Genomic DNA, 26,344 nt, shown 5'->3' with positions numbered 1-26,344 from the left:
AGCTCGTTGATAATTATCAGCGAGCTTTTTTTGGTTTTTAATCGAAATTATCCGTATTAATTTACGCTAGTACAGCACCTTGTACCGCTAGCCACTGTTGAATCTCTTTAACTTTAATAGCTAACAATTCTTCATTGCCACGACTTTCAATGTTTAATCTGATCAGTGGTTCGGTATTTGAGGCACGCAGATTAAAGCGCCATTCGCCAAAGTTAAGACTCAAGCCATCAAGTATTGATTTGGTCGGATTTTCGCTGCTAAATTTTTCTTCAATAGCGCTAATAATCGTTGGCGCATCATTTGTTGTGAGACGAAAATTAAGCTCGCCTGAACTTGGATAGGCTTGAATATAGCCAGTAACCAATTCTGATAAGGTTTTTCCGGTGACAGACAACAGCTCGATGGTGAGCAGCCAAGGAATCATGCCGCTATCACAGTAGAAAAAGTCGCGAAAATAGTGATGCGCTGACATCTCGCCACCATAAACTGCACCAGAATCACGCATCACTTGCTTGATAAAAGAGTGACCAGATTTACTGATGACAGCCTTACCGTTATGTTCCTTAATCACGGATTCAGTATTGTAAATGACACGTGGATCGTAGACGATTGGCTCATTTGGGTACTTATTCAAAAATGCTTGAGCGAGCATTCCAACTATATAGCTACCATCAATAAATTCACCATGTTCATCAAATAAAAAGCAGCGGTCAAAGTCGCCATCAAAGGCAATGCCAAGGTCGGCTTTATTTTCCAAAACAGCTTGCTGAGTCGCCACTCTATTGGCTTCAATCATAGGGTTGGGGATGCCATTGGGGAAGCTACCATCTGGTGTATGATGCAGTTTAAGCACTTCAATTGGCGCACCAGCTTGTGCAAGCTTATCAATCAACAAGTCAACCACAGGCCCTGCACTGCCATTGCCTGAGTTAATCACTAATTTGAGGGGTTTGAGCTTATCGGTATCGATAAAAGTCATGACATGATCGACATAAGCGCTTTTATCAGTTAATAATTGCAACGTTCCTGATCGGTTTTTAGTGATAAATTGCCCAGATTCTGCCAATGCTTGAATCTCTGCCAAACCATCATCAGCACTGATTGGTTTTGAATGTTCCTTAACCAATTTTAAGCCGTTATAGTTAATAGGATTATGGCTGGCTGTGACCTCAATACCACCCAATGCCTGATAATAACTGGTGGCAAAATAGACCTCTTCTGTACCGCTCATGCCCAAGTCAATCACATTGACACCAGCATCGAGAATACCAGCGATGGTCGCTTGTTTTAATTGCTCGCTTGAATGGCGAATGTCACTACCAATAACGATGACAGGTTTTAGATTTACCATATCATTGTCATGAGCCTCAACCGCCGCACCATAACGCTGAAATAAAATCTGTGCAAAAGCACGACCAATACGGTAAGCAATGGCTTCGTTTAGATTTACCCCAAGCTCGCCGCGAATATCATAAGCTTTAAATGAATCAATAATAATGGGATTAAATGCAGTTTCTGGCTGATAACGAATGGTCGCAGACGTAGACATAATGATAAAATTCCTTGCGCATGTGCAGTGGTAAAATAATAAAATAGATAGCATAATTATAAGCTAATAAGCGTTCAATGCTACACTAACTGCTAAATTGAACGATAAGCAAAAATATAAGAGCCTCCCTTATGAATACTCTCGACAATAAAATAGTAGCGCCTACACCAGCACAAGGAACGCCAACTGCTAGTGGTGAATTAGACGATTTATTGGCTTTGATGGCACGGCTACGTGTTGACTGTCCGTGGGATAAAAAGCAAACCAATCACAGCCTTATTCCTTATGCCATCGAAGAAGCTTATGAGCTGGGCGAAGCGGTACAAAGTAATGACGATGAGGATATCAAAGGCGAGCTGGGCGATGTGCTGCTGCAAGTGGTGTTTCATTGTCAGATGTATGCTGAGCAAGGTCGCTTTGGCATGAGCGATGTTATCACCACTTTACAAGAAAAGCTCATTCGTCGTCACCCACATGTTTTTGAGGCTGAAACCCTTGAAGATGACACGGCGGTAAAAGCTCGTTGGGATGAGATTAAAGTGGAAGAGCAGCAAGCGCGCGAGGCACGAGGCAAACCAAAACGTCGTTTAGACAATACCAAGGCGGGCAGTGCGCTCATGCAAGCGCAAGATGTGCAAAAACAGGCGTCAAAGTTAGGGTTTGACTGGGAGGGCGTTAGCGGTGCTTTTGATAAGCTAGATGAAGAGATTGCCGAGTTAAAGGCTGAATTGATAGATAAATCAAAAGATGCTGCTGAATATAACATAAGCAAAGCCAATATTAGCGATATTGAAAAAGAGCTGGGTGATTGTATGTTTGCGCTCGTCAATGTGGCGCGTAAACTCAATCTTGATGCAGAAGCAGCCACCTTAACGTGTGTGCATAAATTCAAATCACGTTTTGGTTATATTGAAGCGCAGTTAGCTGCGACTGGCAAGCGTTTAGAAGACAGCGATATAACAGAGATGGATGCGTTATGGGAAGCGGCGAAACAACATGAACGATCGTCATGAACGTTTATCATAAGGTCTCATTTGTTAGCTTAGTCAATATGGCTGTTTTCAGTCTAATATTGGCGGTTTTTATGTTGAACAGTGTTCAAGCTGCGCCTTGTTTTGATAATCCTCAAAGGGCTTATAAATATCTATTGGCGCAAGAAAGTGCCAAAATACAGGTACGTGACCAAGCCACCATTAATATCAATCGTGCTAGTGAAGGCGCGCTCGTTTCATTAAACGGTATCGGCAGCAGCAAAGCCCAAGCGATTATTTTATATCGTGAGATGTTTGGTAGTTTTCAGACCGTTGATGAGTTGGTAAAGGTTAAGGGTATTGGCGCAAAAACGGTTGAGAAAAATCGAGCACGTTTACGCGTACAAGATTAAGGGTGGTATTTTGCTTTAACCAATTCAAGTAGAATTCCCCTACCTCTATAAATTGGGATGAATGCCCATTAATGTGTTAGATTTACTTCTGTATTATAAGTAAATCAAGTAATATAGTCTTATGAGCAAACAAGTATTAAAAGCCTATAAAGTCAGACTCTACCCTAATGACGAACAGCAAGTATTCTTTGCCAAGTCGTTTGGCTGCACGCGCTTTATCTGGAATAAAATGCTGAGCGATAAGATTGATTATTATGAAGCGACTAAAACTACCCTAAACAACACACCCGCTCAGTATAAAAAACAGTTTGAATGGTTAAAAGAAGTGGATAGTCTCGCCTTAGCCAATGTACAGCAGAACCTACGCAGCGCCTATAACAAGTTTTTCAAACAAGGCTCGGGCTTCCCTAGGTTCAAGAAAAAAGGCATTAAAGACAGCTATACCACTAATAATCAAAAAGGCACAGTTTCGGTCACTAACAACACCATCAAACTCCCTAAAATTGGTCATATTAAAGCCAAGTTCCCAAATAAAATAAATGGTTTAATCAAAAGTGCCACTGTCTCAAAAACTCCATCAGGTAAGTACTTTATCAGTTTACTGGTTGAAACAGTGGTTGATGAATTGCTTAAAACTCATTCAAACATCGGCATTGATTTAGGATTAACCGACTTTATCGTCTTATCGGACGGTACGAAAGTGGCTAATCCTAAATTTCTATCAAAGCTTGAAAAAAAATTGGCTCGTCAGCAAAATATTTTAGCCAAGCGTAGAGAAGTTGCTAAAAAAGAGGCGCGAAATCTGTCAGACAGTCGTAACTATCAAAAGCAGAAAATCAAAGTTGCCAAAATTTATGAAAAAATAACCAATGCCCGAAAAGATTTTCTACATAAACTCTCATTCACTATCATCAAAAACCACGATGTTATTGCCATAGAGGATTTGAACGTCAAAGGCATGGTTAAAAGCCGTAGTTTAGCTAAAGCCATTAGTGACAGCTCATGGTCATCATTCATCAGTATGCTGACGTATAAAGCTGAGTGGTACAGAAAAATGCTTGTTAGAATAGACCGATGGTATCCATCGTCTAAGACCTGCTCAAACTGTAATCACTTACTGTCTAAAGCTGAACTGCCATTATCACTACGCCAGTGGCAGTGTCCGTCTTGTAAACAAGATAATGACCGAGACATCAATGCCAGTATCAATATCCTCAATGCGGGGTTGATAATGGCAACAATTAAAACCGTCGGTGCGACGGGGTTAGCTTAGTCAATTTGCTTAACCGCTGATACAGAATATCGTATCAAGTATGAGTATTACCTAAGAAGCCCCCACCTCTATAGATGGTGGGTAGTACATTTAACCCCAATATTGACAAAATAGCACGTAAGTAAATGTCATAACACACCTACTACGCGCAAAATTTGTTAAACTAGCAGGTACATCCGCCTGATAAACGCTGTGTTCATCAGGGGTGGTTAAAGAATACCGGCGAGGAGTAGATGCATGGCCGAGCGTGCCGCCAAGCAGTTAGAACTGAATAAATCTGAATTACCCAATTCCATTACTGACGTGATTGCCACCTTAAACCGAGCTGGGTTTGATGCCTATATCGTCGGTGGCGGCGTGCGTGATACCTTATTGGGTTTACGTCCAAAAGACTTTGACGCTGTCACTGATGCCAAGCCGCATGAGATCAAAGACGTCTTTGGCAAGCGCTGCCGCATTATCGGTCGCCGCTTTCAGTTGGCGCACGTGTATTCAGGCCGTGAGTTGATTGAGGTTGCTACCTTCCGTGGTCCACCAACCAATGATGCTAATACCAATCAAGACGGTATGATCCTGCGTGATAATGTTTGGGGTGATATCAAACAAGACTTCTCTCGTCGTGATTTTTCTATCAACGCGCTTTATTATCAACCGCTTAAAGGTGTGGTTCATGATTTTTGCGGTGCGCTTGACGACATTGATAATAAAATCATTCGTCTGCTCGGCCATGCGCCAGTGCGTATCGAAGAAGATCCAGTACGTTTGTTGCGTGCTTTACGTTTCAAAGCCAAGCTCGGTTTTGAGTTTGATGACGAGTTAGCCGATCAGTTTCATGATGGCAATTGGGCATTGCTTGAGCAAATATCACCGCATCGTCTCTATGATGAGACGCAGAAGATGTTTACCGGTGGTTATCTGGTGCCATTATTGCCGCTATTGTTTGAGTCGGGGGCGATTGATAGCTTAATCATCTACCCACCATCTGAGCCAAGCGCATTGGTCAATCAAGTCGCTATTAATACTGACAAACGTATTGCTGCGGGCAAAAGTATCAATCCGGCGTTCTTTTATGCTGCGCTATTGTGGGAAAACTATCTGCATCAGTTGGCAAAAGCCAAGAAGCGCAATATGCCGTTTGCTGAAGCGCAAATGCACGCCGCTGGTAAAGTGATTGATCGTCAACGTATCAAGACCGCGATTCCTAAATTTGCAGAGCAGTTTATCCGTGATATCTGGATATTGCAGCCAAGACTTGCAGCCCCGCGTAGCAAACAAATCGTTCAGCTGTCTGAGCATCCACGCTTTCGCGCAGGTTTTGACTTTTTGTTATTGCGTGAGCAATGCGGTGATGCTGAGCATCCGTTATCAGAGTCGACCAATGGTATGGGCGATTGGTGGCAGACCTATCAGACATTGTCTGAACGAGAGCAGCAGCAAGTCATTGATGATTTTGATGAAAATATTCGTCGCGGTGCGTATAAAAAAGGGCAACAAGCGCAGCGTGGTCGTGGGCGTAATCATCAAAATTCAGAGTCAAATAGCATCGATCACTCAATATCTCATCAAAAAAATACCAAGCACAGCAAAGCCAATGATACTGGTGAGCAGGGTAGGAATGAGCAGAATATGGTAAATGACCCGTCAAATATTCCAGCACGCCGTCGCCGCGCTGTCAGTCAATCAGCCTCTGTTAAGCAATCTGGTAGCAATAACAACAAGTACTATGAATCGCAGCAAGTAAGTCAAGACAGCCATGAGCTTGCTCAGTTACGACAGCTATCCCTTGCCAATAGCAGCAACCAAGCGGCAAATAAACGCCATCATTCCAAGCCTGCACCACTCTTTGTAATTGAGAACGAAAAAGTTGTGCCACCATTGCAGAAGCAGCTATCAAATGGTGATAAACCTGATAGTCGTCAAGAGGCGGCGCAGAAAAAACCTGCCCATAAGAGTGTATTAACTGAGAAAGCGCTAAAAAATCAGGATACTAGTTCTGATGCCAACTCTTATAGTAAGGCTGATAGTAAACCTGATCGCTCAAATCAAGCTCAGCAGCCAAAAGCAACACAGTCAGAGGTTACGCCTTCGTTTGTGGCTCGCTCGGTAGCAAGATCGCCTGCGCTCGTCAGTATGAATAATGAGCCGATACCGCATAAGCGTCGCCGTCGTCAGCCGAGTGCAGATAGTATAAATATTGCTAGTAATACAGAGGCGCAAGTAACGACTAACAACGATGTTAAAGCTGTAGCAAAGTATGCAAAAAAAGCACCTAAGCCAGCAGCCCAGCTTACTGATAAAACAGATGTTCCGGCTAAAAAAACGGTTGAGCGCAAAAAAGTGGCGAAGGTTACGACACCTGAAAGCGCTAAAAAACCAGCCAGAACGACAGAAGCAAAGTCTGTTAAAACCAGCCAAGCTGCTAATGGCAATGTTGGTATGAGTAGTGTGAATGACAATAAAGGCCCTGTCCCATCGAAACGTCGCCGTCGCCAGCCTAGTACTGACAATGTCTAATATTACTAATGATGCGGGCAACGCGAATTGGGTAACCTGCTACTTAGGTTTGGGTAGCAATTTGTCTAACGACTTGGGTTCACCGATAGAACATTTGCAGCAGGCAATCGCAGCGATGCAAGAGCATAAGCAAATACGTGCGGTTCGGGTTTCTTCGTTTTACGCTTCAGCGCCTATGGGGCCGCAAGATCAGCCTGATTTTGTTAATGCCGTCGCTGGGTTTGAGACGATATTGCCGCCTCTTGAGTTGCTTGCTTACTGTCAACAGTTAGAAAAAGAGGCTAAGCGTGCACGAATACGGCGTTGGGGTGAGCGTAGTTTGGATGTCGATATTTTGTTATACGGTGAGGGTGAGGCGCAAATCACTGAGCCACAATTAACCGTACCGCACGCTGGATTGTTTGAGCGTAATTTTGTCTTATTACCACTGCGAGAGTTAGCTCCAGCGCTTATCATTGCTAGCAAGTCGATAGATGACTATCCGCCTAGCAAAGATTGGACAGGCTTAAAACTACTGTAGCCAATCTATTGTAAAAGAGTGACAGCGTTCACCTCTTTTAAGGTAAATCACCTATACCAGAGGATTGCTAAGAGTTTTGGTCACAATCAGAATAAATAGCTAATAGCTAATAGCTAATAGCTAATAGCTAATAGCTAAAGGTGCTAAAAGGTACTAAAGGTTAATCGAGGATCATATGACGACGTTATCTACTTTAAAAAAATTCAAAAAAGATGGCACCAAGTTCACTTGCTTAACGTGCTATGACTCGATGTTTGCACGCATGATGGAAAAGGCAGAGATTGATACGATTTTAATCGGTGACAGTTTGGGCATGGTGGTGCAAGGTCACGACTCAACGTTACCCGTGACTGTCAATGACATGGCTTATCATACAGCCAATATTGCCCGTAGCAATAAACACGCGCTGATATTGGCTGACTTGCCATTCATGAGCTATGTGACCCTGCCAGAAGCGGTTGCCAATAGTCGTCAGCTGATGCAGTCGGGCGCGCATGTGATTAAGATTGAAGGTGGTAGTGAGCTTTGCGATTTAATCACGACTTTGGCGCAAGCAGGGACGCCTACTTGTGTGCATTTAGGATTAACACCGCAATCAGTCAATGTGTTTGGTGGTTATAAAATCCAAGGTCGTGGTGACGAAGCGGCTGATCAATTGCTTGCTGATGCGAAAGCAGTCGTTGCGGTAGGTGCTGCGCTGTTAGTGTTAGAGTGCGTACCTGCTGAGCTTGCAAAAGCAGTGACGGAAGCCGTCGCAGTGCCAGTTATTGGGATTGGTGCTGGTGCGGATACGGATGGTCAAGTGTTGGTCATGCATGACATGCTAGGTATGGCACACGGCCGTGTCCCGCGCTTTATTCATGACTTTTTGACCGATGAACGTAATAGCGCGCACAGTATCGAAGGCGCATTTGCCCTTTACCAGCAGTCAGTACGTGAAGGCAGTTTTCCAACCGAGCAGCACCAGTTTAGCTAACATTTTAGTTTTTACGATTATCAGTAGAAGAATAGTTAACCATGCCAATCATTCATCATCATATCTCCGCATTGCGTACAGCTTTACAGTCTTATCGTGGACAAAAAAATGACAATCAAGATGGCCCACAGCGCATCGCTTTAGTGCCAACGATGGGCAATCTGCATGCTGGCCATCTTGAATTAGTAAAAATAGCCAAGCAACATGCTGATATCGTGGTGGTTAGTATTTTTGTCAACCCTACTCAATTTGGCGCGGGAGAGGATTTTGATAGTTATCCTCGCACGCTTGATGAGGATGTCGCTAAGCTAGCAACGGTCGATACTGATTATGTGTTTGCGCCCAGTATTGAAGAGATGTACCCTGTCTTACCGCCGCCGACTTCCGTTCTTGCAGGTGCTATTACCACTCAATTATGTGGTCAATCACGCCCTGGGCATTTTGACGGTGTTGGTATTGTCGTCTCTAAACTGTTCAATATCGTACAACCGGATATGGCTGTTTTTGGACAAAAAGATTATCAGCAATTAGCGATTATTAAGCAATTGGTACGTGATTTAAGTTATCCCATTGAAATTATAGGGGCACCTATTGTCCGCGCTGCAGATGGTTTGGCACTCTCATCGCGTAACCAATATTTAAGTGCTACTGAACGTGAGGTAGCACCTGTTATCCATCAAGCGCTACAATATTTAGCAAAGCAGTTAGAAAAAGGCGAACAGAGCCAACAAGTTGTTCAGTCGTTGCTAGCAGAAACGCATCAGCGTATTACGGATGCTGGCTTCATTATTGATTATTTAGACATTAAAACCGATACGCTAGAGTCACTCACTAATGATACTGTAACTTTTAATGTAGAAAATAAGAGTTTGATGATTTTAGTCGCTGCTTGGCTAGGACGTGCACGTTTGTTAGACAATCAATTGGTGACGGTGGATCAATCGTTGTGACATAGTAATTCGCAGGATGCAATGGACTAGAATGGGTGAATCATGGATGTGAGTCAGGGTGAAAATAACAGTCAATCTGAGCAGGCAGCGTGTAAAATAGCAACCGATAAGCTCAGTATCCTAGTGGTATCAGGGCGTTCAGGCTCAGGTAAAACATCAGTATTAAATATCTTAGAAGATTTAGGATATTATTCTATTGATAACTTACCGTTATCCTTATTGCCGGATGCTGCGCATAAATTGGTCAATGAAAGTGGGATTCGTCGTATTGCGCTTGGTGTTGATATTCGAACACCGCGAGCGGATCTATCCAACTTTGCAGAGATGCATGCATCCTTAAAGAAAACATACGGGGCGCATGCGGTCAAAGTAGTGTACGTGACCGCGCAAGAAAGTACCTTGATAGCACGTTTTAATGCGACACGCCGCGTACATCCGCTGATGTCACAGGATATTGATAGTGACAATGCCAAGCACATTGCTTTTAATCTACCTGCCGCGATTAAAAAAGAAGTGGAGCTGTTAGAGCCTATCGCAGGTCATGCCGATATCAGAATTGATACCAGCAATTTGAATATTCATCAATTGAAAGACAGCTTGCGTGAACATGTCGGCGTGGACAATCAGATTGTGATTAATCTGCTGTCTTTTGGCTTTAAATATGGCAGTCCTATTGATGCAGATTTTGTCTTTGATGTGAGAATTTTGCCGAATCCGCATTGGAACCCTAAATTGCGTACTTCGACAGGTCTAGACACGGAAGTTGCCGCATTCTTTGCCGACTATCCAGAAGTGGCTGAGATGACTGATGATATAGATAAGTTTTTAACCCGTTGGTTACCCGAATTTTTACACAATAACCGCCATACAGTGACAGTGGCTATTGGCTGTACTGGTGGTAAGCATCGTTCAGTATTCATCACCGATAATTTACAACGTCGTCTTGCCGATGTTATGCCGCAAAGTATAAAAGTGCTGGCGAAACATCGTGAAAAAAATCGTTGGTAGTTATTGGTAAACACTGGGGCATATCTTCATTTTTATGACTATTCCTAAAATGAGAGCATGCCCCTGTTAATTTTATTATTTTGGAAAGCTTTTATGATTGACTGGAAAGAACAGGATATGCGCGTCTCGCGCACTGAACTCAAAAAGGCCCATGAGCGCTTGCAGAAGTTGTCGATACCACTTGCCAGCTTATCGAAAAAGCAACTCAAAAATCTGCCAGCTAGTGACTATTTTATGGCAGAACTCATGGCATTGGCCGATATCACCAGCGCTAATGCTCGTATTCGCCAAACCAAGCGCGTTGGTAAGCTGATTAGTGAAGAAAACCGCCACGAATTGGTAAAAGCGTTATTTGATGCGTTTTTCCCTAAAGAACAGGTCTCAAAAATAGAAAGTTGGTTTGAGCGTTTAAATATTAATGATGAAGGGACGCTTAAGCAGTTCGTTAAACAATACCAAGCATCTGAACAAAATAGTATGTATCAATTACTGTTATGGATTGAGTACGCCAAACATACCCAAGACGATGAGCTGATGGCAGAGTCTAAAGCAGATTTAGCCAGTTATATTCGTGAAGTCACTATTTTGTCGCAATTGAAAAAAGAAAAATAATAAGGTGATAGCGGCTAAATAGCTTTGACCACTATTTATACAATATCTCCACTTATAAATTAATTTAGTCTGCAAATAAAAAAAGCCAATCATCAAGTGATTGGCTTTTTTATGGGTAAGAGCATTTAGGTACAAATGACACTTGCAGATAAATGCTAGTCCCTAATTTATAACGGTACCTAATTTATATTAGTACTTAACCTATTTCTTTTCAGCACGAACTTTGTCAACCAAATAGTCAACGACTTTAGGTACAGTGGCACTTTCACCAGTTACAACGTATTTGCCTTGCACGACGACTGCTGGCACACCAGAGAGCTGATAACGCTTAGCACCTGCTTGTGAACGACCAATTTTCGTACCAACGGCGAATGAATTATAAAGGCTATTGAATTTCTTCTCATTAACGCCTTTCGATGCATACCATTTGCTTAATGATGATTGGTCAAAGATTTTCTTACCATCTTTGTGAATGGCATCAAATAATGCGTCATGAGTCTTGTCTTCAAACCCTAGCAGCTGAGCGGCATAGAAACCACGAGCGTTCGCTTCCCAGACAGGGTTAAGCGCTGCTGGCGTTTTGAAAAAGGCAACGTCTTTGTCTTTGTTTTTAGCCCATTTTTCCATATGTGGGTTAAGAACGTTACAATGCGGGCAACCATACCAAAAAAACTCACGAACAATGATAGCATCACCGCTGATTTTTTCTGGATTGTCTAGCACGCGATAGTCTTTTCCGGCGACATAGTCGGCAGCTTGTGCGCCCATAGTGGCAAATCCAATGGCCATGGCCAGACCAGTCAGTGTGATGACACGTTTCATACTTTATCCTTGAGGTGTGAAAACTTAGGGTTTGTTGAGATGTTTTAGTATCGTATGGTTTTGGGTATAGCGCACAAGTTTTTAAAGTGCCCAAACGAGACAGTGTCGAGTATAATCGAACTATAGCGACGTATCGACTATAATAACGTAAAACATGGTTGCTTGTGAATCCGATTCTTAACTAATGGTTGTAAAGCTGTGAGCCATTATTTAAGGCTTATTTCACCGCGTTTTTTGGAATTTTTTTAGCGTTTTATTATTTAGGTTTTAGACTGTTTGAGGCATCTATCCTCTAAAAAAACGGTACAGAAAATATGAACGTTTGCTAAGAGTATTCACAATCGGTGACGATGTACTCACGACAAAGCTGCCGCTCTCATGCTAATATTAGGTACATAATTGTGCACTGTATATGATTATAACGATAATGACAATAAAGGAAAAATGCAATGAGCTCAGCTCTATCTTCCTCGCCTTCTTTGAATGAGCAAGCAAACAGCAGTCTTGATGATACAACGGCTACCGCCATTAATGTAGATCCTAGCGAAGTCGACAAGTTTAATAAGTTGGCAAGCGAATGGTGGAGTAAGACGGGTGCATTTGCGACTTTGCATGAAATAAATCCACTGCGTTTAAATTGGATAGAAGAAAACGTCAAGTGCAGTTATCAAAATAACAGTGCTGATACAGATATTCATAAAACGGCTGAAACCGGCTTGGCTGGAAAAAAAGTGCTCGATGTCGGCTGTGGCGGCGGTATATTGTCAGAGTCTATGGCACGTCGCGGTGCGGATGTGACAGGGATTGATTTAGGTACCGAAAACCTAAAAGCGGCAGCGCTGCATGCAGAGCAAAGCGCTTTACATGAGACGCTGCGCTATCAGCATATCCCAGTAGAAGAACTAGCCAAAACTCATGCAGGTCAGTTCGATATAGTGACTTGCATGGAGATGCTCGAGCATGTGCCTGATCCCAGCTCGATTGTGCAGGCGTGCTTTGAGTTATTGGCACCAGGCGGTGTCTGCGTATTATCGACGATCAATCGAAACCCTAAATCATATCTGTTTGCCATCGTTGGCGCAGAGTATGTGTTGCGTTTGCTCGATCGTGGCACTCATGACTATGCCAAATTTATCACGCCAGCCGAATTAGATAAAATGGCAATTGATGCGGGATTCACACGTCAAGATATCATTGGCTTGCATTATAATCCGCTGACCAAGCGTTATTGGCTGGCTCAAAATGTCGATGTTAATTACATGATGGCAGTACACAAGCCACTGGCTTAAGCTGAATGCCGTATTTGGTTGTTTTCATGTCATATTATTTCACTCAACACCTTATCTATATTAAGAGCATTCACTATGAGCCAATTTGTAAAAGCGGTTTTATTTGATCTCGATGGGACATTAATCGATACGGCTGCTGATTTTGTCCGTATTATCGGTAAAATGAGCCGCGAAAATGATTGGCAAGCACCCCCTGAAGCAGAAATTCGCGAGCAAGTTTCTGCTGGTGCTTCAGCGATGGTACAGTTGATGCTACGTCATAACGATCAAATTGAGGTTAGCGAAGAAGCTTTGCAGGAGTTTCGCCAACAGTTTTTAGATGATTATGAAGCTGAGATATGCGTCGATAGTTGTGTGTTCGCTGAATTAGAAGATGTGTTGACTGCTCTTGAAGAAAAAGGGGTGCCATGGGGTATTGTGACCAACAAGCCGCGTTATCTGGCAGAGAAGTTACTAGACAAGATGCAGTTAGACGGGCGCTGTTCTGCTTTGGTCTGTCCTGATGATGTGTCTCGCTCAAAACCCGATCCAGAGCCTATGTATGCGGCGTTAGAGAAGCTTGGTATCCCTCGCGGCGCCGCTGAAAGCGTGATTTATGTTGGCGATCATATCCGTGATATCGAAGCTGGTAATGCCGCTGGCATGCCGACGATTCTAGCTGCTTATGGTTATATTCCGCCTGAAGATCAAAAAAACCTAAAGAAATGGGGTGCAGATTATATTACTGATACGCCTGAGCAATTAAATAAACTGTTGCTCTCTTCTGGTAAATTTGACTATTTATAAATAAAATTATAAATCGAGTCCGCCACACTCTATGTTTTTAAAGAAACACGATAAATACTTAGCATCCCAACTATTAAACGATAAGCAGTGAGCAATGCCATGAGTGACAATATTAACCAGTCAGCTAGTCAGCAAGACCACCAGAAAACCGTTCAAAGTCTAACTCAACCGTTAACTCATAATGATATTCGCAACTTTGTACCATCTGATAATTGTTTAGATGGTAAGACTATTTTGGTCACGGGGGCAGGTGACGGTATCGGCCGCGTTGCCGCGCTGACTTATGCTCGTTATGGAGCGACAGTCCTGTTATTGGGACGTACCAGCAGCAAGCTTGAATATGTTTATGATGAGATTGAAAGTCTTGGTGGCAAACAGCCTGCCATGCTACCGATGAATCTAGAAGGGGCAACCTATGCTGAAATGCAGCAGTTAGAGGGGTTGATTAATAAAGAAGTCGGTCAGCTCGATGGCATCTTGCACAATGCGGGTATGCTTGGGCAGCTAACCCCACTTGAGATGTATGACGTCGATACTTTTGCACAAGTTATGAAGGTGAACTTTACCTCGACGTTTATGCTCACCCAAGCACTGCTACCACTACTTAAAGATGCTGAGAATGGCTCTGTTATTTTCACCTCTAGCACGGTCGGTACACATCCTCGCGCGTTCTGGGGTGCTTATGCGCTGTCCAAGCAAGCCGTAGAAGGCATGAGTGATATCTTTACCCAAGAGACACAGAATACAACTAATTTACGTTTTAACTGTGTCAATCCTGGTGGCACTCGTACCAATATGCGCGCCCATGCTTATCCAGGAGAGAGTCCTATGAGCCTAAAAACACCTGAAGATATCATGGCAGGCTATGTTTGTCTGATGAGTGATGCCAGTATCGGGGTACGCGGGCAAGTGGTCGAGCTACAGCCAAAAGATTAGTCATGTGATTTTTTGCTAGGAAATGTCATTACTTAGCGCATTTATTCGCATACTTTCAGATTGAGGCATGCTCTAGTAGGTTGCAATTAATTATAAACAACCCCATCTATTTGTTATTAAAGCGATTTGTAATATCTGATTATCGTAAATAGGATAGAATTATGGCAGGTGGTTGGTCAAGAGATGGTGCTGAGCATGAGCAAATGGATGCAACGGTAAATGATGCATTAGAGCGGGCAAGACGTGCGTTGCCAACTGGCATCAGTGCCGAGATGTGTGATGAATGCGGCAAGCCTATTCCAGAAGCACGGCGGTTAGCAGTGCCTGGTATTCAGCATTGCGTCAGCTGTCAGACAGAACTTGAACAAGAGGCGAGAGCCGCTGAGCTGTTCAACCGGCGCGGTAGCAAAGACAGTCAATTACGTTAAAAAAGAAAAAGGGCAGGCATTGCTATATCGAACAGCAATGTCTGCCCTTTTTTTGTCTATTACTATCAAAACCGCGAAAGAGGACGCCATCCGACATTAGGGTGGCGGTGAATTTCGCATCATTTTTAATGTTTAAATTACATAATATGCGCCTGAATCTGGTAGAATAATTAATTATTATAATACCTTGTAACTTATAAAGAGTGTTAGATGAAAATCAACAAAGCGTATAAATTTAGGCTGGAGCCTAATACGGAGCAGGAGATTATTTTAAATAATCTTGTCGGCTCTGCACGTTTTGTTTGGAATCAAGTGCTGGCAATCTCATTTGAGATGTTTGCTAAAGATGCGTTTATCAATGCCACCAACCTCGTTAATAAAATCATGGATCTAAAAAGCAACCCTGATTTCGAGTTCTTAAAAACCAGCTCAAATGCTGTCTCTTTACAACAAAAAGTACGTGATCTGGCATCGGCTTGGTCGCGTTTTTTTGATCCTAAAGTACATGCCAGGTTAAAAGAAAATAAAAAGAAACCTCGCAAACCTAAGTTCTTTAAATTGGCTGATGGCACAGAGATTCAACGACGACCATTGATGCCACAATTTAAGCGCAAATCAGATGGGCGTGACTCCATTCGCTTGGTTCAGTTTGATAAATACTGTCGTGTTGAAGGCAATCGAGTAAAACTGCCTAATGGCGTGGGCTTGGTGACGTTTAGGAAATCGCAAGACATTATTGGCACGATTAAAAATGTCACCATTAGCAAGAAATTAGGGCACTGGTACGTGTCGTTTGGCACAGAGCGCGAACTGGATGAGAACCCACGTCACCCTGCCACAAGCGCCATTGGTTTGGATATGGGTATCAGTAAACTACTCACCACCTCAAACGGTCAGTACATCAAACCGAAAAACAGCTTTAAAGCCAATCAAATTAAACTTGCCAAATTACAGCGTCAATTAAGCAGAAAGGTTCTGTTTAGCCAAAACTGGAAAAAGCAAAACCGCAAGATTCAAAAGCTACACAGCCACATTGCTAATATTCGCCATGACTACTTGCATAAAATCACCACCCGCATCAGCAAAAACCACGCCATGATTGCTTGTGAGGATTTAAAGGTCGCTAATATGTCGAAATCAGCCAGCGGGTCGGTGGAGAACAAAGGTCGTCATGTCAAAGCCAAGTCAGGATTAAACAAATCAATCCTAGATCAAGGCTGGGGCATGATGGTCGATATGCTTGAGTATAAGCAACACTGGCAAGGCGGCTTACTTATCAAAGTAAATCCACGCTACACCAGCCAAACCTGCTCTGAATGCCAGCATATCGCTGTCGATAACAGACAAACTCAGTCTAAATTTGAGTGCGTCAAATGCATGTATGTTGCGAACGCTGATTTTAATGCAGCTCGTAACATATTAGCGGCAGGACATGCCGTTTTGTCTGCGGAGGGAGGATGCAGTAAAGGTCGCCCGTTGAAACAGAAAACTTGCGACCTTCGTGAGAAAGTCGCCTAAGAGCATCTGCTTTTAGAATCCCCCACTTGAGCTTGGCGAAAGTGGTGGGAGTGTGTCAAATAACCAGTGCCATTAGTTCACGGTCGCAGGTATCCCAATCGATAGAAGGTAGCGTCTTTATAGAAGATAAAAATGCTGTCCTATCTTTTTCTTCTGAGCGGTCGCTTTCTACCGCTGTATCGTTGTCGTTATTAGTATTTGCATCCAACTGTAATATAATCTCTAGCCGACTATCAACTTGTGCGCTGACCGTACTGGTGGTTAAGCTGTCAGGGGTAAAATTGATTTGTAGCCAGCCATCAGACGTATGAACCACGCCTTTGATACGTTGCCAGTTCGGTAGCGTTAATAACCAACTCTGTAACTCATCCGCTTTTAATATGTAGTACGCTGGCAGTCTCCAACCCGCCAACTGTAACTCTTGTTGTTTCTCATGATAACGATAAGGTAGCTCAATATCTGTGTCGGTCTGCGCATCATCTTTGTTTGTAAAAGCGTCGGATGACAAGGTGGTCGATATCGATAGGGCATTGCTCTGCGGTTGCAAACTAATAATCGATTTTTGAGGGTGAATAATATTGACTGTGCGTTGTTTCGAGATAACCTGACTGGGCTTGGTTAGCTGGGTTTTCAGCTCTGACACGCTTGATTCTGATAAAAGAATATTGGATGAGTCATTTGTATCATGAGATATCTGCTCAGATACTGCCCAAATAATTTTTACCTGTGCATTGAGCTTGGCTATCCATTGTTGCAGTGCTTGTTTTTCGCTATCGCTTAATTGAGCATAGCGATTAATGACTAACACATCGGCATCACGGACATGCGCTTGAAAACCGTCATGATGACGGTATTTATCTTGCTGCCATTGCACGCCACTCAGTACCGTTATTACTGCTTGCATATTGAGCGCTGTTTGCCAATGCGGTGCACTGAGCTGCATGATAAGCTCACGTGGATGAGCAAGCCCTGTGGGTTCGATGAGCAACCGCTGTGGATGATGCTCACTAAGTAGCCGACTGATAGCAATTTGTAATGGCAGCTGACTGGTACAACAAATACAGCCACCACTGACTTCGCGTATCGCAATATTATCTTGCTCAGGCTTACTCTCTTGCGCGCTTGCCAGCAGCGCACCATCAATACCGATACGACCAAATTCATTGATCAGCAATGCCCAGCGCTCATCGGCAGGTTTGATAGCAAGCAGCTGATTAATCACTGTGGTCTTACCAGCACCCAAAAACCCTGTCACCAAGGTGCAGGGTATGTTTTGAAAAATAATAGGTTTTTTCACAGAGACACTCATCATATAGGTCGTATTTGTGAGTAATCAAACACGACCTATATTAAATGGAAATGATATTAGCGTGTGTCCTCAATTCAATCGATAATCGGAATTTTCGAAATGAGGACACACATAGTCAAAAGTTACTCACTTTTAACGGTTTCTACTTCGGCTTCGTCAGGAACGAATACGTAGCCTACACCCCAAACGGTTTGGATGTAACGCGCTTGTGAAGGGTTGTCTTCAATCAAACGGCGCAAACGTGATACCTGTACGTCGATAGAACGCTCCATCGCACCCCATTCACGACCACGCGCAAGGTTCATCAATTTATCGCGTGTCAACGGCTCACGTGGATGCTGCACGAGTGCTTTTAGCACCGAAAATTCACCTGTCGTTAAAGTGACAACATTGCCGTCACGTTTAAGCGTACGTGTCGATAAATCAAGCGTCCACGGTCCAAACTCAACCACTTCAAGCTGATGGCTTGGTGCGCCAGGCAGCTCGCGATTTTGACGACGTAATACCGCTTTAATACGAGCCAACAGCTCTTTTGGGTTAAAGGGTTTTGGCAGATAATCATCTGCGCCCGCTTCTAGACCAGCGATACGATCGGCATCACCACCTTTGGCTGTCAGCATAATGATAGGAATGTCACCATTGTCTTCGCGTAGACGCTTACAGATACTGATGCCGTCTTCGCCTGGCAGCATCAAATCGAGTACCACCAACGAGAAAAGCTCACGCTGTAACAGTTTGTCCATTTGACTACCATCATGAGCGGTACGGACGACAAAACCGTCGTCTTCTAGAAAGCGCTGTAATAAAGAGCGCAAGCGTGCATCGTCATCAACGACTAAAATTCGTTGAGTTAAGGTATCAGGGCTGTTATTTTCAGACATACAGGCATCCTCTTATAAAAATTATTATTAGTAGAAATTATCGTTAACAGTCAAGGCTAAAGGTTATATAGTTAAAATGATATAATGATATAATGATATAAAGAAAATACGGTGTCAGGCTCGTTGAGTCTACTATTTATAGTATTTTAACGTGCTGTCCTCATCGCTAAATTATCTTGAATCGACTATACAAAAAAACCTGAGCAGAAAAACTGTCTTTATTCAATGAGTGGTCAAAAGTAAAGGTCCGTCTCAATCCATCATAAATTTGAATACTATTGTTCAATGCGTCAGCGCGTACCAATATTTGCGCCTTCGATACTTTAGTGTATAAGATTGCACCACTAATTGCATCACCCATCAGGACAAATGCTGTATGCGTTTGTTTAACAAAGCGACAGAACCTATGATATGAGACGATTTTCGTCATAAAACTAGCGATAAATAACGAAAAGATAAAAAGGATTTTTATTCATGCAGCTTTTGCTATAATGCAAAACTACATTTCTCAACGATTGATACGTCTATGAGTAGCACTGATACCTTAACGCCATCTCAAACCTCGACAAATGCACAGGTTTTGGATGCAACCACACACGCGAATATTCACGACAAGCTTGCTCGCGCGCTTGGCATTAAGACTGCTCAAGTCAATGCGTTTGTCAAACTTTACGATGAAGGCGCGACCGTTCCATTTATTGCCCGTTACCGTAAAGAAAAGACGCAGAATCTTGACGATGCGCAATTGCGCGCTTTAGAGAAGTCACTCAATTATGAGCGCGATATGGCTACCCGTCGCCTCAAGATTACTGAGCTGCTCAGCACTCAGGGCAATTTGACTGACGAGCTACAGACGCGTATCGATAATGCGACGTCGAAACTTGAGCTTGAAGACATCTACTTGCCATACCGCCCGCGTCGCCGCTCTCCTGCCGCCAAGGCACGTGCTGCTGGTCTTGATGTGGCAGCGCAAGCCGTCTTGACGCAAGCCGTCACGCCAACTGACGCATTAGCAGACTATCAAGTTCAATCGAGCATTACCGATGATAGTGGTAATGAGATCGAAGTTGATTTTAGCGATATCACCAAGCAACTTGCTGGTATACAGGCCATCATCGTTGATGAATGGACGCAGGCTTTGGCTTTGCTAGACAACTTGCGCAGTGGCTTTGCCAAGACGGCCAGTATCGTATCTGCCGTTGCTAGTGAAGAAAAACGCGAAGTCGGCGAGAAATTCAAAGATTACTTCGAGCATAGTGAAAGCCTTGCGCGTCTGCCGAATCATCGTTTATTAGCGATGCTACGTGGTCGTCAAGAAAACGTCTTGGGTCTAAAAATCGAAGGTGAAGACGCGCCATTTATCGAAAAAATTATTAAGCATTTTGATGTTGATACTAAAGCGCCAGCCGAGCGTCAAGCATTTTTGACAGAAGCGGCGACGAGTTTGTGGAAAGACAAATGGCGTCCGCATATTGAACACCGTTTATTGACGGAAAAACGTCTGACTGCTGAAGCGGATGCGATTGACGTATTTGCCAATAATTTGCAGCACTTATTAATGTCAGCGCCTGCCGGTCGCAAAGTAATTTTAGGCGTTGATCCTGGCATTCGTCATGGCGTAAAAATGGCCATCGTCGATGCTCAAGGTCACGTCATGTTAGACAGCGAAGACAAGCCTGTCGTCGCAACCGTTTATCCATTTGCCCCTGATAATAAGATGGATGAAGCCAAAAAAGTCATCGATGAATTATTGAGTACTTACCACGTTGATTTGGTGGCTATCGGTAATGGTACGGCGAGCCGCGAAACAGATGCGATGATTAAAGAAATTTTGGCTGCCAACTCTGAATTACAAGCCAAATCAGTTATCGTCAATGAGTCAGGTGCGTCTGTTTATTCAGCCAGTGAGCTTGCCACTGACGAGCTTGGTAACTTAGACGTTTCGGTACGCGGTGCGGTTTCTATCGCCCGTCGCTTACAAGATCCATTGTCAGAATTGGTCAAGGTTGATCCAAAAGCCATTGGCGTTGGTCAATATCAGCATGATGTCAACCAAACGCAATTGGCAGATAGTCTTGATAAAGTCACGCAAGATAGCGTAAATGCGGTTGGCGTTGATGTAAATACTGCAAGCCCTGCTATCTTGGCACATATCGCTGGTTTGAATAAAAACGTCGCGCAGCAAATCGTGACCTATCGTAAAGAGCATGGTGCTTTTGAAAGTCGTGAATCATTAAAAAACGTTCCACGCTTAGGCGCTAAGACCTTTGAACAAGCAGCAGGCTTCTTGCGTATCCATGGTGGTAGTAATCCCCTTGATGCCACTGGTGTGCATCCAGAAAGCTATGCGCTGGTCGATAGCTTATTGGCACAAACTGGTAAGGCATTGCCAGAAGTCATCGGTAATGACGGCGTACTAAATACGATAGATAGCACTGCACTGGCTGCTAATGATGACAATATTAGTGTAACTGCTATCATCGATGAGCTAGCCAAACCAGCACGCGACCCACGTCCTGAATTTAAGACTGCTAACTTCCGTGAAGACGTTAACAGTATTAAAGACTTGAGCGAGGGTATGCAGCTTGAAGGCGTGGTGACCAATGTGACAGCCTTCGGTTGCTTCGTTGATGTTGGCGTTCATCAGGATGGTTTGGTACATATCTCACAGATGGCCAATGACTTTGTCGCAGACCCGATGAACCGTGTCAAACCAGGCGATATCGTCTCGGTACGTGTCATTTCTATCGATGAAAAACGTGGTCGTATCGGCTTTAGTATGAAGCCAGAATCTGAAAAGCCTGCGCGCCCAGCAGCGAAAGCGGCTGAAAGTGCTGGTAATGATGAGAAGGTCAGTCGTCCACGTAGCGATCATGCAAATAGTAAACGCCCAAACAGTAGCCGTCCAGCGCCTGATAAGCGCCCGTCGAAATCTCGCGGTAATCGTCAGGATAAAGACCATGCTAATAATGATCGTAGCAAAGCGCCAAGGGCTGATAAAGCAGAAGCGCCTAGAAAAATGGGTACGCTTGGGGCGCTGTTACAGGAAGCTGGCGTGACTAAAACCAAAAAATAGTTAATATTAATAGTGATAAAAAAGGCAGCCATTAGGCTGCCTTTTTTATGGAATTTATTTAAAAATAGAAATTGTTAATGAACACTGATAACTGCTCAAACCTAACTCGCTGAATAACCTCTTTTCAATGATTTCAGTTAACAGCGGGGTTCATATCGTACTTTATTTCGTATTCTATAATTCTTCTGTGGCTTCTTCAGCTTCTTGTAATTCTTCTTGTGTGTCTAACGAGTCTTCTTCTTGCATCGCTTCTTCTTGCATCGCTTCTTCAGAATCTTGAATCAACTCTTGCTCGGCATCCATTGCTTCTTGCTCAGCTTGAAGCTCAGTAGTCATCGGCTGTTGCTCAGCACTGTTGTTAACGCTTGCTCTTGAGATAATCTGTGTCTCACTAATCTGAAATGGGCTAGATTGATTGTCTGCTGAAGCATTATTTGTATTGTCACCTTCCATCTCAAGTGTGGTGGCAGTAGCCGCTGATTGCACATCTACTGCTGCAGTATCAGCAGGTGCTGCCATAGCCAAACTTGGGATAGTGAGCGCAGCGCCAATCAGTAGCGATAAAGACAGAGTACTTTTTTTCATTAATCAATTCCTTAATTTACAATCTTATAATGTCAGCTTAAAAAATTTCAAACTTGACGCTTATGTTGCTAACTGCTGTATACAGCCGTTGCATATCACACATTCATTTAGTAATTCAAATCTATATATTTAATATATCTAACATTTAATTGGTAGACAAAATAAAATCATGATAACCATTAAGAGACTATCATGATGGATTTGGATAAAGAGCTTTATAAGCTGACCTAAATCAGTGATAAAAATCTAAAGGGGAGAATACCAACTAAACAAGCGTTAGTTCAGTAGTCCATAGATTAAAATTCTAACAGACGGATGTTATCAGGTGACTTTGTGCAACTATTGTATGGTTATTGTCAGATAGAAAAATAGTATTGTTTTCTACTTTCCTATCTCTAATTCTTATACCAATGATGTCTCAACGAATCTTGTTCGTTTATATTTCATTAGAGTCTTATTCAATAACGATATACTTGCCAGTGTTTGGATCAACGACGCGTTGTTGAGTGCTGCTACTAGGAACACGAATGACTGGGAAGGTTTGATTGATTTCAGTATTGTCGATGACATCCGCATCTGCTTCTTCACCAACGATTACAGTACGATTAGCCTCGTCTTCGATAGCAATGGCTGTACCTGACGCTGTGTTTACTCGCTTGATTTGATCTTTTGGTACGATGATGACTTCTTTGACACTATATTTAGTAGGGCGGATAACACGTGTGGTTTCAATGATGACAGGCTCTACACGGCGATCTTCGATAATCGCGAGTTGTGCTTCTGGTGCTTCAGCTTCTTTTGTTTCGCTCGTAATAGGCGTTGGAAACTTGGCACCGAAGTGGTTATCGCACTGCTGCATGCTTAAACGTACTGGATTGCCAGCCTTGTCCATATAGACGTTGACAGGCATATCAGCGGCAATAGGGACGTATTTCCCAACCAATGCACCCGAAACACCATAGCGACCATTTGACTGCCCAACCCCTAGATCACAAGCACCTGCTGAGTAATTACTGGCTGTTAAGTTGTTTGCATTGACCACTGTTTGAGGAATCATCACTTCAGACAAACGCATTTTTTTGACAGTCGCTTCACCTGCTTGGCGCTTTGGGTTTTGATAAGTATAAGGGGTATAAAATTTGGCCGAACCGTCTTTGACAGCGGTGACACACTCCTCATAACTGTCATAGCCAACATTGCCGTGGCTATCGGTAGTCATAGCGGCGTTAGCAGAGCTTGCAAACATAGCAAGACCAGATGTCATCACAGCAGCGGTTAATATATTGATTTTCATTGTTATTTCCTTTTAATTAGATGAGGGTCTATTGATTTATTCCAAATTTATGATAAATAAGTAAAACTTAATTTTTATTAATATGATTTTTATTCCACTAGAAAATTACTCTGACGCGTTTAAAGTCTAAATGGAATATTAATGAGCCAATTATTCCTCTCAAAGCTGCTATGCAATATGGGGTAAAAAGATATGGGGTAAAAAGTTGCCTAACCTTTTTTATCCTACGTCATTCACTGCAATATGGCTGTGACATTATTCTAGAAATGTGTAGCTTAATGTATTAAAAAGGCAAGAAGTGCCAATATCGTTTACCAAAGAATCACGTTATTATTATTCATTAACAATCGCTCAAAAGATTTAAATCTGAATAATGAGGAAAAATAGGCAATAAAAAACCGTATCTCGTTGCTAAGATACGGTCATTAATTAGATGTTAAGAGGTAGATTGCTTCGATTTATAAATGGGTAATCTTACGAATCGACAACTTCAAAACTAAGACCCGCATGCTCTTCTAAACGTGCTAGTAGATGATTACCCATGGCAGAGGCTGGCGTCCAAAAACCACCACCAACTTCTTCTTTGCTGATATCTTGTGCTAAGCATAACGCTGCTTGCGCTAGCATACGCGAGGTACTGCCGTAACCTGGATCTTTATCACCCGTTACTTTCGTATTGATGGTGTCTTTATTAGCTGTTTCTCCAAAGAGGCGAATGTCAAAGTAACCGTTTGCTTGCTCTTCTGCAGACGGACCAGAACCTGACTTGGGTAGCACGTGCTTAGCTAATAATTCACGGCTCGGTTTGACCATCATAGCAGTGGCAAATCCAAACAAGCCGGCGCTCATTGCATAGCTTGATAATTGACCTTTTACACCATCTTGCATCCACATTGCTTCGTCATATTTAAAGTCACGACCATATTCATAGCCAAGCAATTGGTTGGTGCGATGCACGATACGGGTATTGATACTGGCCATGACAAAAGGTGCAAGCCAGCGTTTGTGGTCACTATCGTATTCTGGCTTACTGACATTAGCTTGGCGCACGTTTGGCGCATCTTTGTCATCATTGAGTAGATAAGGATTTGCTACCTGCTTACGACGTGACTTGTCCTTTCCAACTTCTTCAAAAATAGTCGCCATCGAGGCAATGGTGCCACCTGATAGACCGCCTTTCGCCGCTTTGACACGCATATGAATCACATCACAAGCGCGACCAAATTTCTTTTCTGCTTGGGTTTGGGTAAAGTAGACGCCCAAATCCGATGGAATCGAATCAAAGCCACACGAGTTGACAATACGAGCGCCGCTTTGCTTTGCCGCGTCCTGATACTTGTCCATCATGTCTTTGATGAATATGGCTTCACCGGTGAGGTCGACATAATCTGTCCCATGAGTGGTACAAGATTTGATCAGCGGCTCACCGTATTTAAGATAAGGACCGACGGTTGAAATGATGACTTGGGTTTGTTTGGTCATCTCATCAAGGCTATCCGCATCGTCACTATTAGCAAGAATAATATCGACAGTGCTGCCAAGTTTAGATTGCAATTCGTTCAATTTTTCTTCATCACGCCCAGCAATCGCCCACGTGACATCGGAGCCCTCTTTGTCTTTAGTATTAGATAGAAACTCTGTTAAATAGTGTGCTGTAATTTGACCAACAAAGCTGGTTGCACCATATAAGACGACCGCGTAAGGACGCTTTTCATCGCTACGCTGTCGTGTATTGTTCGAGGTATCCGTATTGGTATCCATATTTATTATCCTTAATAGATGTTTTGATGAGTCGTGTGACGTTTAAAATTTGTTGCCATTTAACAGTCAGAGTTTGAGGTCTGATTTTTTGATAGAAATCAGGTTAACTATATAAGTCATGACTCAGACTTATATCTGCCTGAAAAAGATATATTAAAGTATTTTTGACCAGTAAAAATGACTTGTAAGTTACTGTTTATAGCAGATTATATGATGAAAATGTTGATGGCTAAGTGATAACTAACCATCTATACACATAACTCCCATAAAGGGATGAAAAAAAGGTTCGATGTTAAGATTTGCTACAAAGGTTACATAACCTACCGATATCATTACCAAAATGAACGTTTTCTAAAGATAAATATTGCTAATCTATGGTCGTAAGCAGTAATAATGGTTGAAAAACTAATAAGTATTAAAAAAACAAAAAGTAAAGAAAAAGGAACCTTAGAGAGAGCAAGGCAGTCATTAATAATAGTAATTATTTCTTATTAATAATTGTCGATTGCATCAATCTAAATATCTGGTTTTCTAATAATAATTTTTAAGGAGAAGGTTATGTTTCGCTGGGCTATTATTTTTGCCGTAATTGCATTGTTAGCAAGTTTGTTGGGTTTTGGCGGTGTCGCAGGATTGTCTGCTAATCTGGCATATATTTTCTTAGCAGTCGCTGTCATTTTATTTATTGTGGCATTTGTAAGCCGCAAGATGTAATTAATGACTGTAGATTGTTAAATAAAAAAAGTCCTCAATTGAGGACTTTTTTTGGTATTTAATAATGTATTTACTAGGGCGTGTTGAACATTCATAATTTCAGCCAGATATAGGCACAAGCGAGAGCCACTGTGTTCTCATAACTTTGTTTGAGCTTAT

At 42.7% G+C, this 26,344-nt stretch carries 23 protein-coding genes; 16 read left to right on the top strand and 7 right to left on the bottom strand.

The window, feature by feature from the left end; all coding sequences use genetic code 11:
- Positions 1-61: 61 nt before the first annotated feature.
- Positions 62-1,549: a phosphohexomutase domain-containing protein gene (locus tag JFC08_RS10310; protein WP_087813884.1), complete on the bottom strand. Its 1,488-nt coding sequence runs from the start codon at positions 1,547-1,549 to the stop codon at positions 62-64.
- A gap of 131 nt (positions 1,550-1,680) precedes the next feature.
- On the opposite strand from JFC08_RS10310, the gene mazG reads away from it, so the two are divergent.
- The 9 genes from mazG to yjgA all read left to right on the top strand — a co-directional run bounded on the left by mazG (position 1,681) and on the right by yjgA (position 10,786).
- Entirely contained in the window at positions 1,681-2,562 is an 882-nt protein-coding gene (gene mazG, locus JFC08_RS10305) for a nucleoside triphosphate pyrophosphohydrolase (RefSeq protein ID WP_087813883.1), read from the top strand.
- Between the two features lie 71 nt (positions 2,563-2,633).
- Entirely contained in the window at positions 2,634-2,933 is a 300-nt protein-coding gene (locus JFC08_RS10300; RefSeq protein WP_227697733.1) for a ComEA family DNA-binding protein, read from the top strand.
- A 121-nt stretch (positions 2,934-3,054) separates the two neighbouring features.
- Positions 3,055-4,206: an IS200/IS605 family element RNA-guided endonuclease TnpB gene (gene tnpB, locus JFC08_RS10295; protein WP_087813881.1), complete on the top strand. Its 1,152-nt coding sequence runs from the start codon at positions 3,055-3,057 to the stop codon at positions 4,204-4,206.
- A 237-nt stretch (positions 4,207-4,443) separates the two neighbouring features.
- Positions 4,444-6,720, top strand: a complete 2,277-nt coding sequence (gene pcnB, locus JFC08_RS10290) for a polynucleotide adenylyltransferase PcnB (RefSeq protein ID WP_198330622.1) — start codon at positions 4,444-4,446, stop codon at positions 6,718-6,720.
- Positions 6,713-7,240, top strand: coding sequence for a 2-amino-4-hydroxy-6-hydroxymethyldihydropteridine diphosphokinase (gene folK, locus JFC08_RS10285; protein WP_198330621.1), 528 nt, complete (start codon positions 6,713-6,715; stop codon positions 7,238-7,240). The genes pcnB and folK overlap by 8 nt, the downstream gene beginning before the upstream one ends.
- 175 nt (positions 7,241-7,415) lie before the next feature.
- Positions 7,416-8,216, top strand: coding sequence for a 3-methyl-2-oxobutanoate hydroxymethyltransferase (gene panB, locus JFC08_RS10280; protein WP_198330620.1), 801 nt, complete (start codon positions 7,416-7,418; stop codon positions 8,214-8,216).
- 41 nt (positions 8,217-8,257) lie between these two features.
- The gene (gene panC, locus JFC08_RS10275; RefSeq protein ID WP_198330619.1) at positions 8,258-9,166 is read left to right on the top strand and encodes a pantoate--beta-alanine ligase; all 909 of its coding nucleotides are present in this window, start codon (positions 8,258-8,260) and stop codon (positions 9,164-9,166) included.
- Positions 9,167-9,208: 42 nt separating this feature from the next.
- Positions 9,209-10,174 (top strand): RNase adapter RapZ, encoded by a 966-nt coding sequence (gene rapZ / locus JFC08_RS10270; protein ID WP_087945516.1) that lies wholly within the window; start codon positions 9,209-9,211, stop codon positions 10,172-10,174.
- Between the two features lie 93 nt (positions 10,175-10,267).
- Entirely contained in the window at positions 10,268-10,786 is a 519-nt protein-coding gene (yjgA, locus tag JFC08_RS10265; RefSeq protein ID WP_045443152.1) for a ribosome biogenesis factor YjgA, read from the top strand.
- A gap of 201 nt (positions 10,787-10,987) precedes the next feature.
- Here yjgA and JFC08_RS10260 read toward each other — a convergent pair whose 3' ends face one another.
- Positions 10,988-11,608 carry a thiol:disulfide interchange protein DsbA/DsbL gene (locus tag JFC08_RS10260; protein WP_193836920.1) on the bottom strand — a complete coding sequence of 207 codons (621 nt, stop codon included), beginning with the start codon at positions 11,606-11,608 and terminating at the stop codon, positions 10,988-10,990.
- A gap of 449 nt (positions 11,609-12,057) precedes the next feature.
- Between JFC08_RS10260 and ubiG the strand changes: the two genes are divergently transcribed.
- From ubiG to JFC08_RS10235, 5 genes are all read left to right on the top strand, one after another.
- Positions 12,058-12,897, top strand: coding sequence for a bifunctional 2-polyprenyl-6-hydroxyphenol methylase/3-demethylubiquinol 3-O-methyltransferase UbiG (ubiG, locus tag JFC08_RS10255; protein ID WP_198330618.1), 840 nt, complete (start codon positions 12,058-12,060; stop codon positions 12,895-12,897).
- A gap of 75 nt (positions 12,898-12,972) precedes the next feature.
- Positions 12,973-13,683 (top strand): HAD family hydrolase, encoded by a 711-nt coding sequence (locus tag JFC08_RS10250; protein WP_087813874.1) that lies wholly within the window; start codon positions 12,973-12,975, stop codon positions 13,681-13,683.
- 99 nt (positions 13,684-13,782) lie between these two features.
- Entirely contained in the window at positions 13,783-14,619 is an 837-nt protein-coding gene (locus tag JFC08_RS10245; protein WP_198330617.1) for a YciK family oxidoreductase, read from the top strand.
- Between the two features lie 161 nt (positions 14,620-14,780).
- On the top strand, positions 14,781-15,047 hold the full coding sequence (locus JFC08_RS10240) for a DksA/TraR family C4-type zinc finger protein (protein WP_045443167.1): 267 nt from the start codon (positions 14,781-14,783) through the stop codon (positions 15,045-15,047).
- Positions 15,048-15,257: 210 nt separating this feature from the next.
- Complete coding sequence (locus JFC08_RS10235) at positions 15,258-16,565, top strand: RNA-guided endonuclease InsQ/TnpB family protein (RefSeq protein WP_087813871.1); 1,308 nt, start codon at positions 15,258-15,260, stop codon at positions 16,563-16,565.
- Between the two features lie 55 nt (positions 16,566-16,620).
- Here the strand turns inward: JFC08_RS10235 and JFC08_RS10230 are convergent, their stop codons facing one another.
- Both JFC08_RS10230 and ompR read right to left on the bottom strand, forming a co-directional pair.
- Positions 16,621-17,877 carry a CobW family GTP-binding protein gene (locus JFC08_RS10230; protein WP_227697732.1) on the bottom strand — a complete coding sequence of 419 codons (1,257 nt, stop codon included), beginning with the start codon at positions 17,875-17,877 and terminating at the stop codon, positions 16,621-16,623.
- A 119-nt stretch (positions 17,878-17,996) separates the two neighbouring features.
- Entirely contained in the window at positions 17,997-18,755 is a 759-nt protein-coding gene (ompR, locus tag JFC08_RS10225; RefSeq protein WP_055123637.1) for an osmolarity response regulator transcription factor OmpR, read from the bottom strand.
- A 526-nt stretch (positions 18,756-19,281) separates the two neighbouring features.
- Here ompR and JFC08_RS10220 point away from each other — a divergent pair.
- Entirely contained in the window at positions 19,282-21,831 is a 2,550-nt protein-coding gene (locus tag JFC08_RS10220; RefSeq protein ID WP_198330616.1) for a Tex family protein, read from the top strand.
- A 174-nt stretch (positions 21,832-22,005) separates the two neighbouring features.
- Here the strand turns inward: JFC08_RS10220 and JFC08_RS10215 are convergent, their stop codons facing one another.
- The 3 genes from JFC08_RS10215 to JFC08_RS10205 form a co-directional block, all read right to left on the bottom strand.
- A complete protein-coding gene (locus JFC08_RS10215; RefSeq protein ID WP_198330615.1) occupies positions 22,006-22,416 on the bottom strand; it encodes a hypothetical protein in 411 nt (136 codons plus the stop codon).
- A 454-nt stretch (positions 22,417-22,870) separates the two neighbouring features.
- Positions 22,871-23,710, bottom strand: a complete 840-nt coding sequence (locus JFC08_RS10210) for a hypothetical protein (RefSeq protein WP_198330614.1) — start codon at positions 23,708-23,710, stop codon at positions 22,871-22,873.
- Positions 23,711-24,184: 474 nt separating this feature from the next.
- Complete coding sequence (locus JFC08_RS10205; RefSeq protein ID WP_198330613.1) at positions 24,185-25,471, bottom strand: saccharopine dehydrogenase family protein; 1,287 nt, start codon at positions 25,469-25,471, stop codon at positions 24,185-24,187.
- 558 nt (positions 25,472-26,029) lie between these two features.
- Here JFC08_RS10205 and JFC08_RS10200 point away from each other — a divergent pair.
- A complete protein-coding gene (locus JFC08_RS10200; protein WP_021814049.1) occupies positions 26,030-26,185 on the top strand; it encodes a DUF1328 domain-containing protein in 156 nt (51 codons plus the stop codon).
- Positions 26,186-26,344: the final 159 nt, after the last annotated feature.

This window comes from Psychrobacter cibarius (genome assembly GCF_016107535.1).
GTDB classification, from domain to species: Bacteria; Pseudomonadota; Gammaproteobacteria; order Pseudomonadales; family Moraxellaceae; genus Psychrobacter; species Psychrobacter cibarius.
The sequence above is the reverse complement of the archived record's forward strand: the minus strand, read 5'-3'. Positions and strand labels throughout refer to the sequence as shown.

Coding starts and splice junctions, on each gene's coding strand:
- panC (WP_198330619.1), top strand. CDS start 8,258: ATGCCAATCATTCATCATCATATCTCCGCATTGCGTACAGCTTTACAG.
- JFC08_RS10235 (WP_087813871.1), top strand. CDS start 15,258: ATGAAAATCAACAAAGCGTATAAATTTAGGCTGGAGCCTAATACGGAG.
- ubiG (WP_198330618.1), top strand. CDS start 12,058: ATGAGCTCAGCTCTATCTTCCTCGCCTTCTTTGAATGAGCAAGCAAAC.
- pcnB (WP_198330622.1), top strand. CDS start 4,444: ATGGCCGAGCGTGCCGCCAAGCAGTTAGAACTGAATAAATCTGAATTA.
- JFC08_RS10220 (WP_198330616.1), top strand. CDS start 19,282: ATGAGTAGCACTGATACCTTAACGCCATCTCAAACCTCGACAAATGCA.
- JFC08_RS10245 (WP_198330617.1), top strand. CDS start 13,783: ATGAGTGACAATATTAACCAGTCAGCTAGTCAGCAAGACCACCAGAAA.
- JFC08_RS10240 (WP_045443167.1), top strand. CDS start 14,781: ATGGCAGGTGGTTGGTCAAGAGATGGTGCTGAGCATGAGCAAATGGAT.
- JFC08_RS10200 (WP_021814049.1), top strand. CDS start 26,030: ATGTTTCGCTGGGCTATTATTTTTGCCGTAATTGCATTGTTAGCAAGT.
- JFC08_RS10215 (WP_198330615.1), bottom strand. CDS start 22,416: ATGAAAAAAAGTACTCTGTCTTTATCGCTACTGATTGGCGCTGCGCTC.
- JFC08_RS10250 (WP_087813874.1), top strand. CDS start 12,973: ATGAGCCAATTTGTAAAAGCGGTTTTATTTGATCTCGATGGGACATTA.
- JFC08_RS10310 (WP_087813884.1), bottom strand. CDS start 1,549: ATGTCTACGTCTGCGACCATTCGTTATCAGCCAGAAACTGCATTTAAT.
- JFC08_RS10210 (WP_198330614.1), bottom strand. CDS start 23,710: ATGAAAATCAATATATTAACCGCTGCTGTGATGACATCTGGTCTTGCT.
- yjgA (WP_045443152.1), top strand. CDS start 10,268: ATGATTGACTGGAAAGAACAGGATATGCGCGTCTCGCGCACTGAACTC.
- JFC08_RS10230 (WP_227697732.1), bottom strand. CDS start 17,877: ATGATGAGTGTCTCTGTGAAAAAACCTATTATTTTTCAAAACATACCC.
- tnpB (WP_087813881.1), top strand. CDS start 3,055: ATGAGCAAACAAGTATTAAAAGCCTATAAAGTCAGACTCTACCCTAAT.
- panB (WP_198330620.1), top strand. CDS start 7,416: ATGACGACGTTATCTACTTTAAAAAAATTCAAAAAAGATGGCACCAAG.
- folK (WP_198330621.1), top strand. CDS start 6,713: ATGTCTAATATTACTAATGATGCGGGCAACGCGAATTGGGTAACCTGC.
- mazG (WP_087813883.1), top strand. CDS start 1,681: ATGAATACTCTCGACAATAAAATAGTAGCGCCTACACCAGCACAAGGA.
- JFC08_RS10205 (WP_198330613.1), bottom strand. CDS start 25,471: ATGGATACCAATACGGATACCTCGAACAATACACGACAGCGTAGCGAT.
- JFC08_RS10300 (WP_227697733.1), top strand. CDS start 2,634: ATGTTGAACAGTGTTCAAGCTGCGCCTTGTTTTGATAATCCTCAAAGG.
- rapZ (WP_087945516.1), top strand. CDS start 9,209: ATGGATGTGAGTCAGGGTGAAAATAACAGTCAATCTGAGCAGGCAGCG.
- JFC08_RS10260 (WP_193836920.1), bottom strand. CDS start 11,608: ATGAAACGTGTCATCACACTGACTGGTCTGGCCATGGCCATTGGATTT.
- ompR (WP_055123637.1), bottom strand. CDS start 18,755: ATGTCTGAAAATAACAGCCCTGATACCTTAACTCAACGAATTTTAGTC.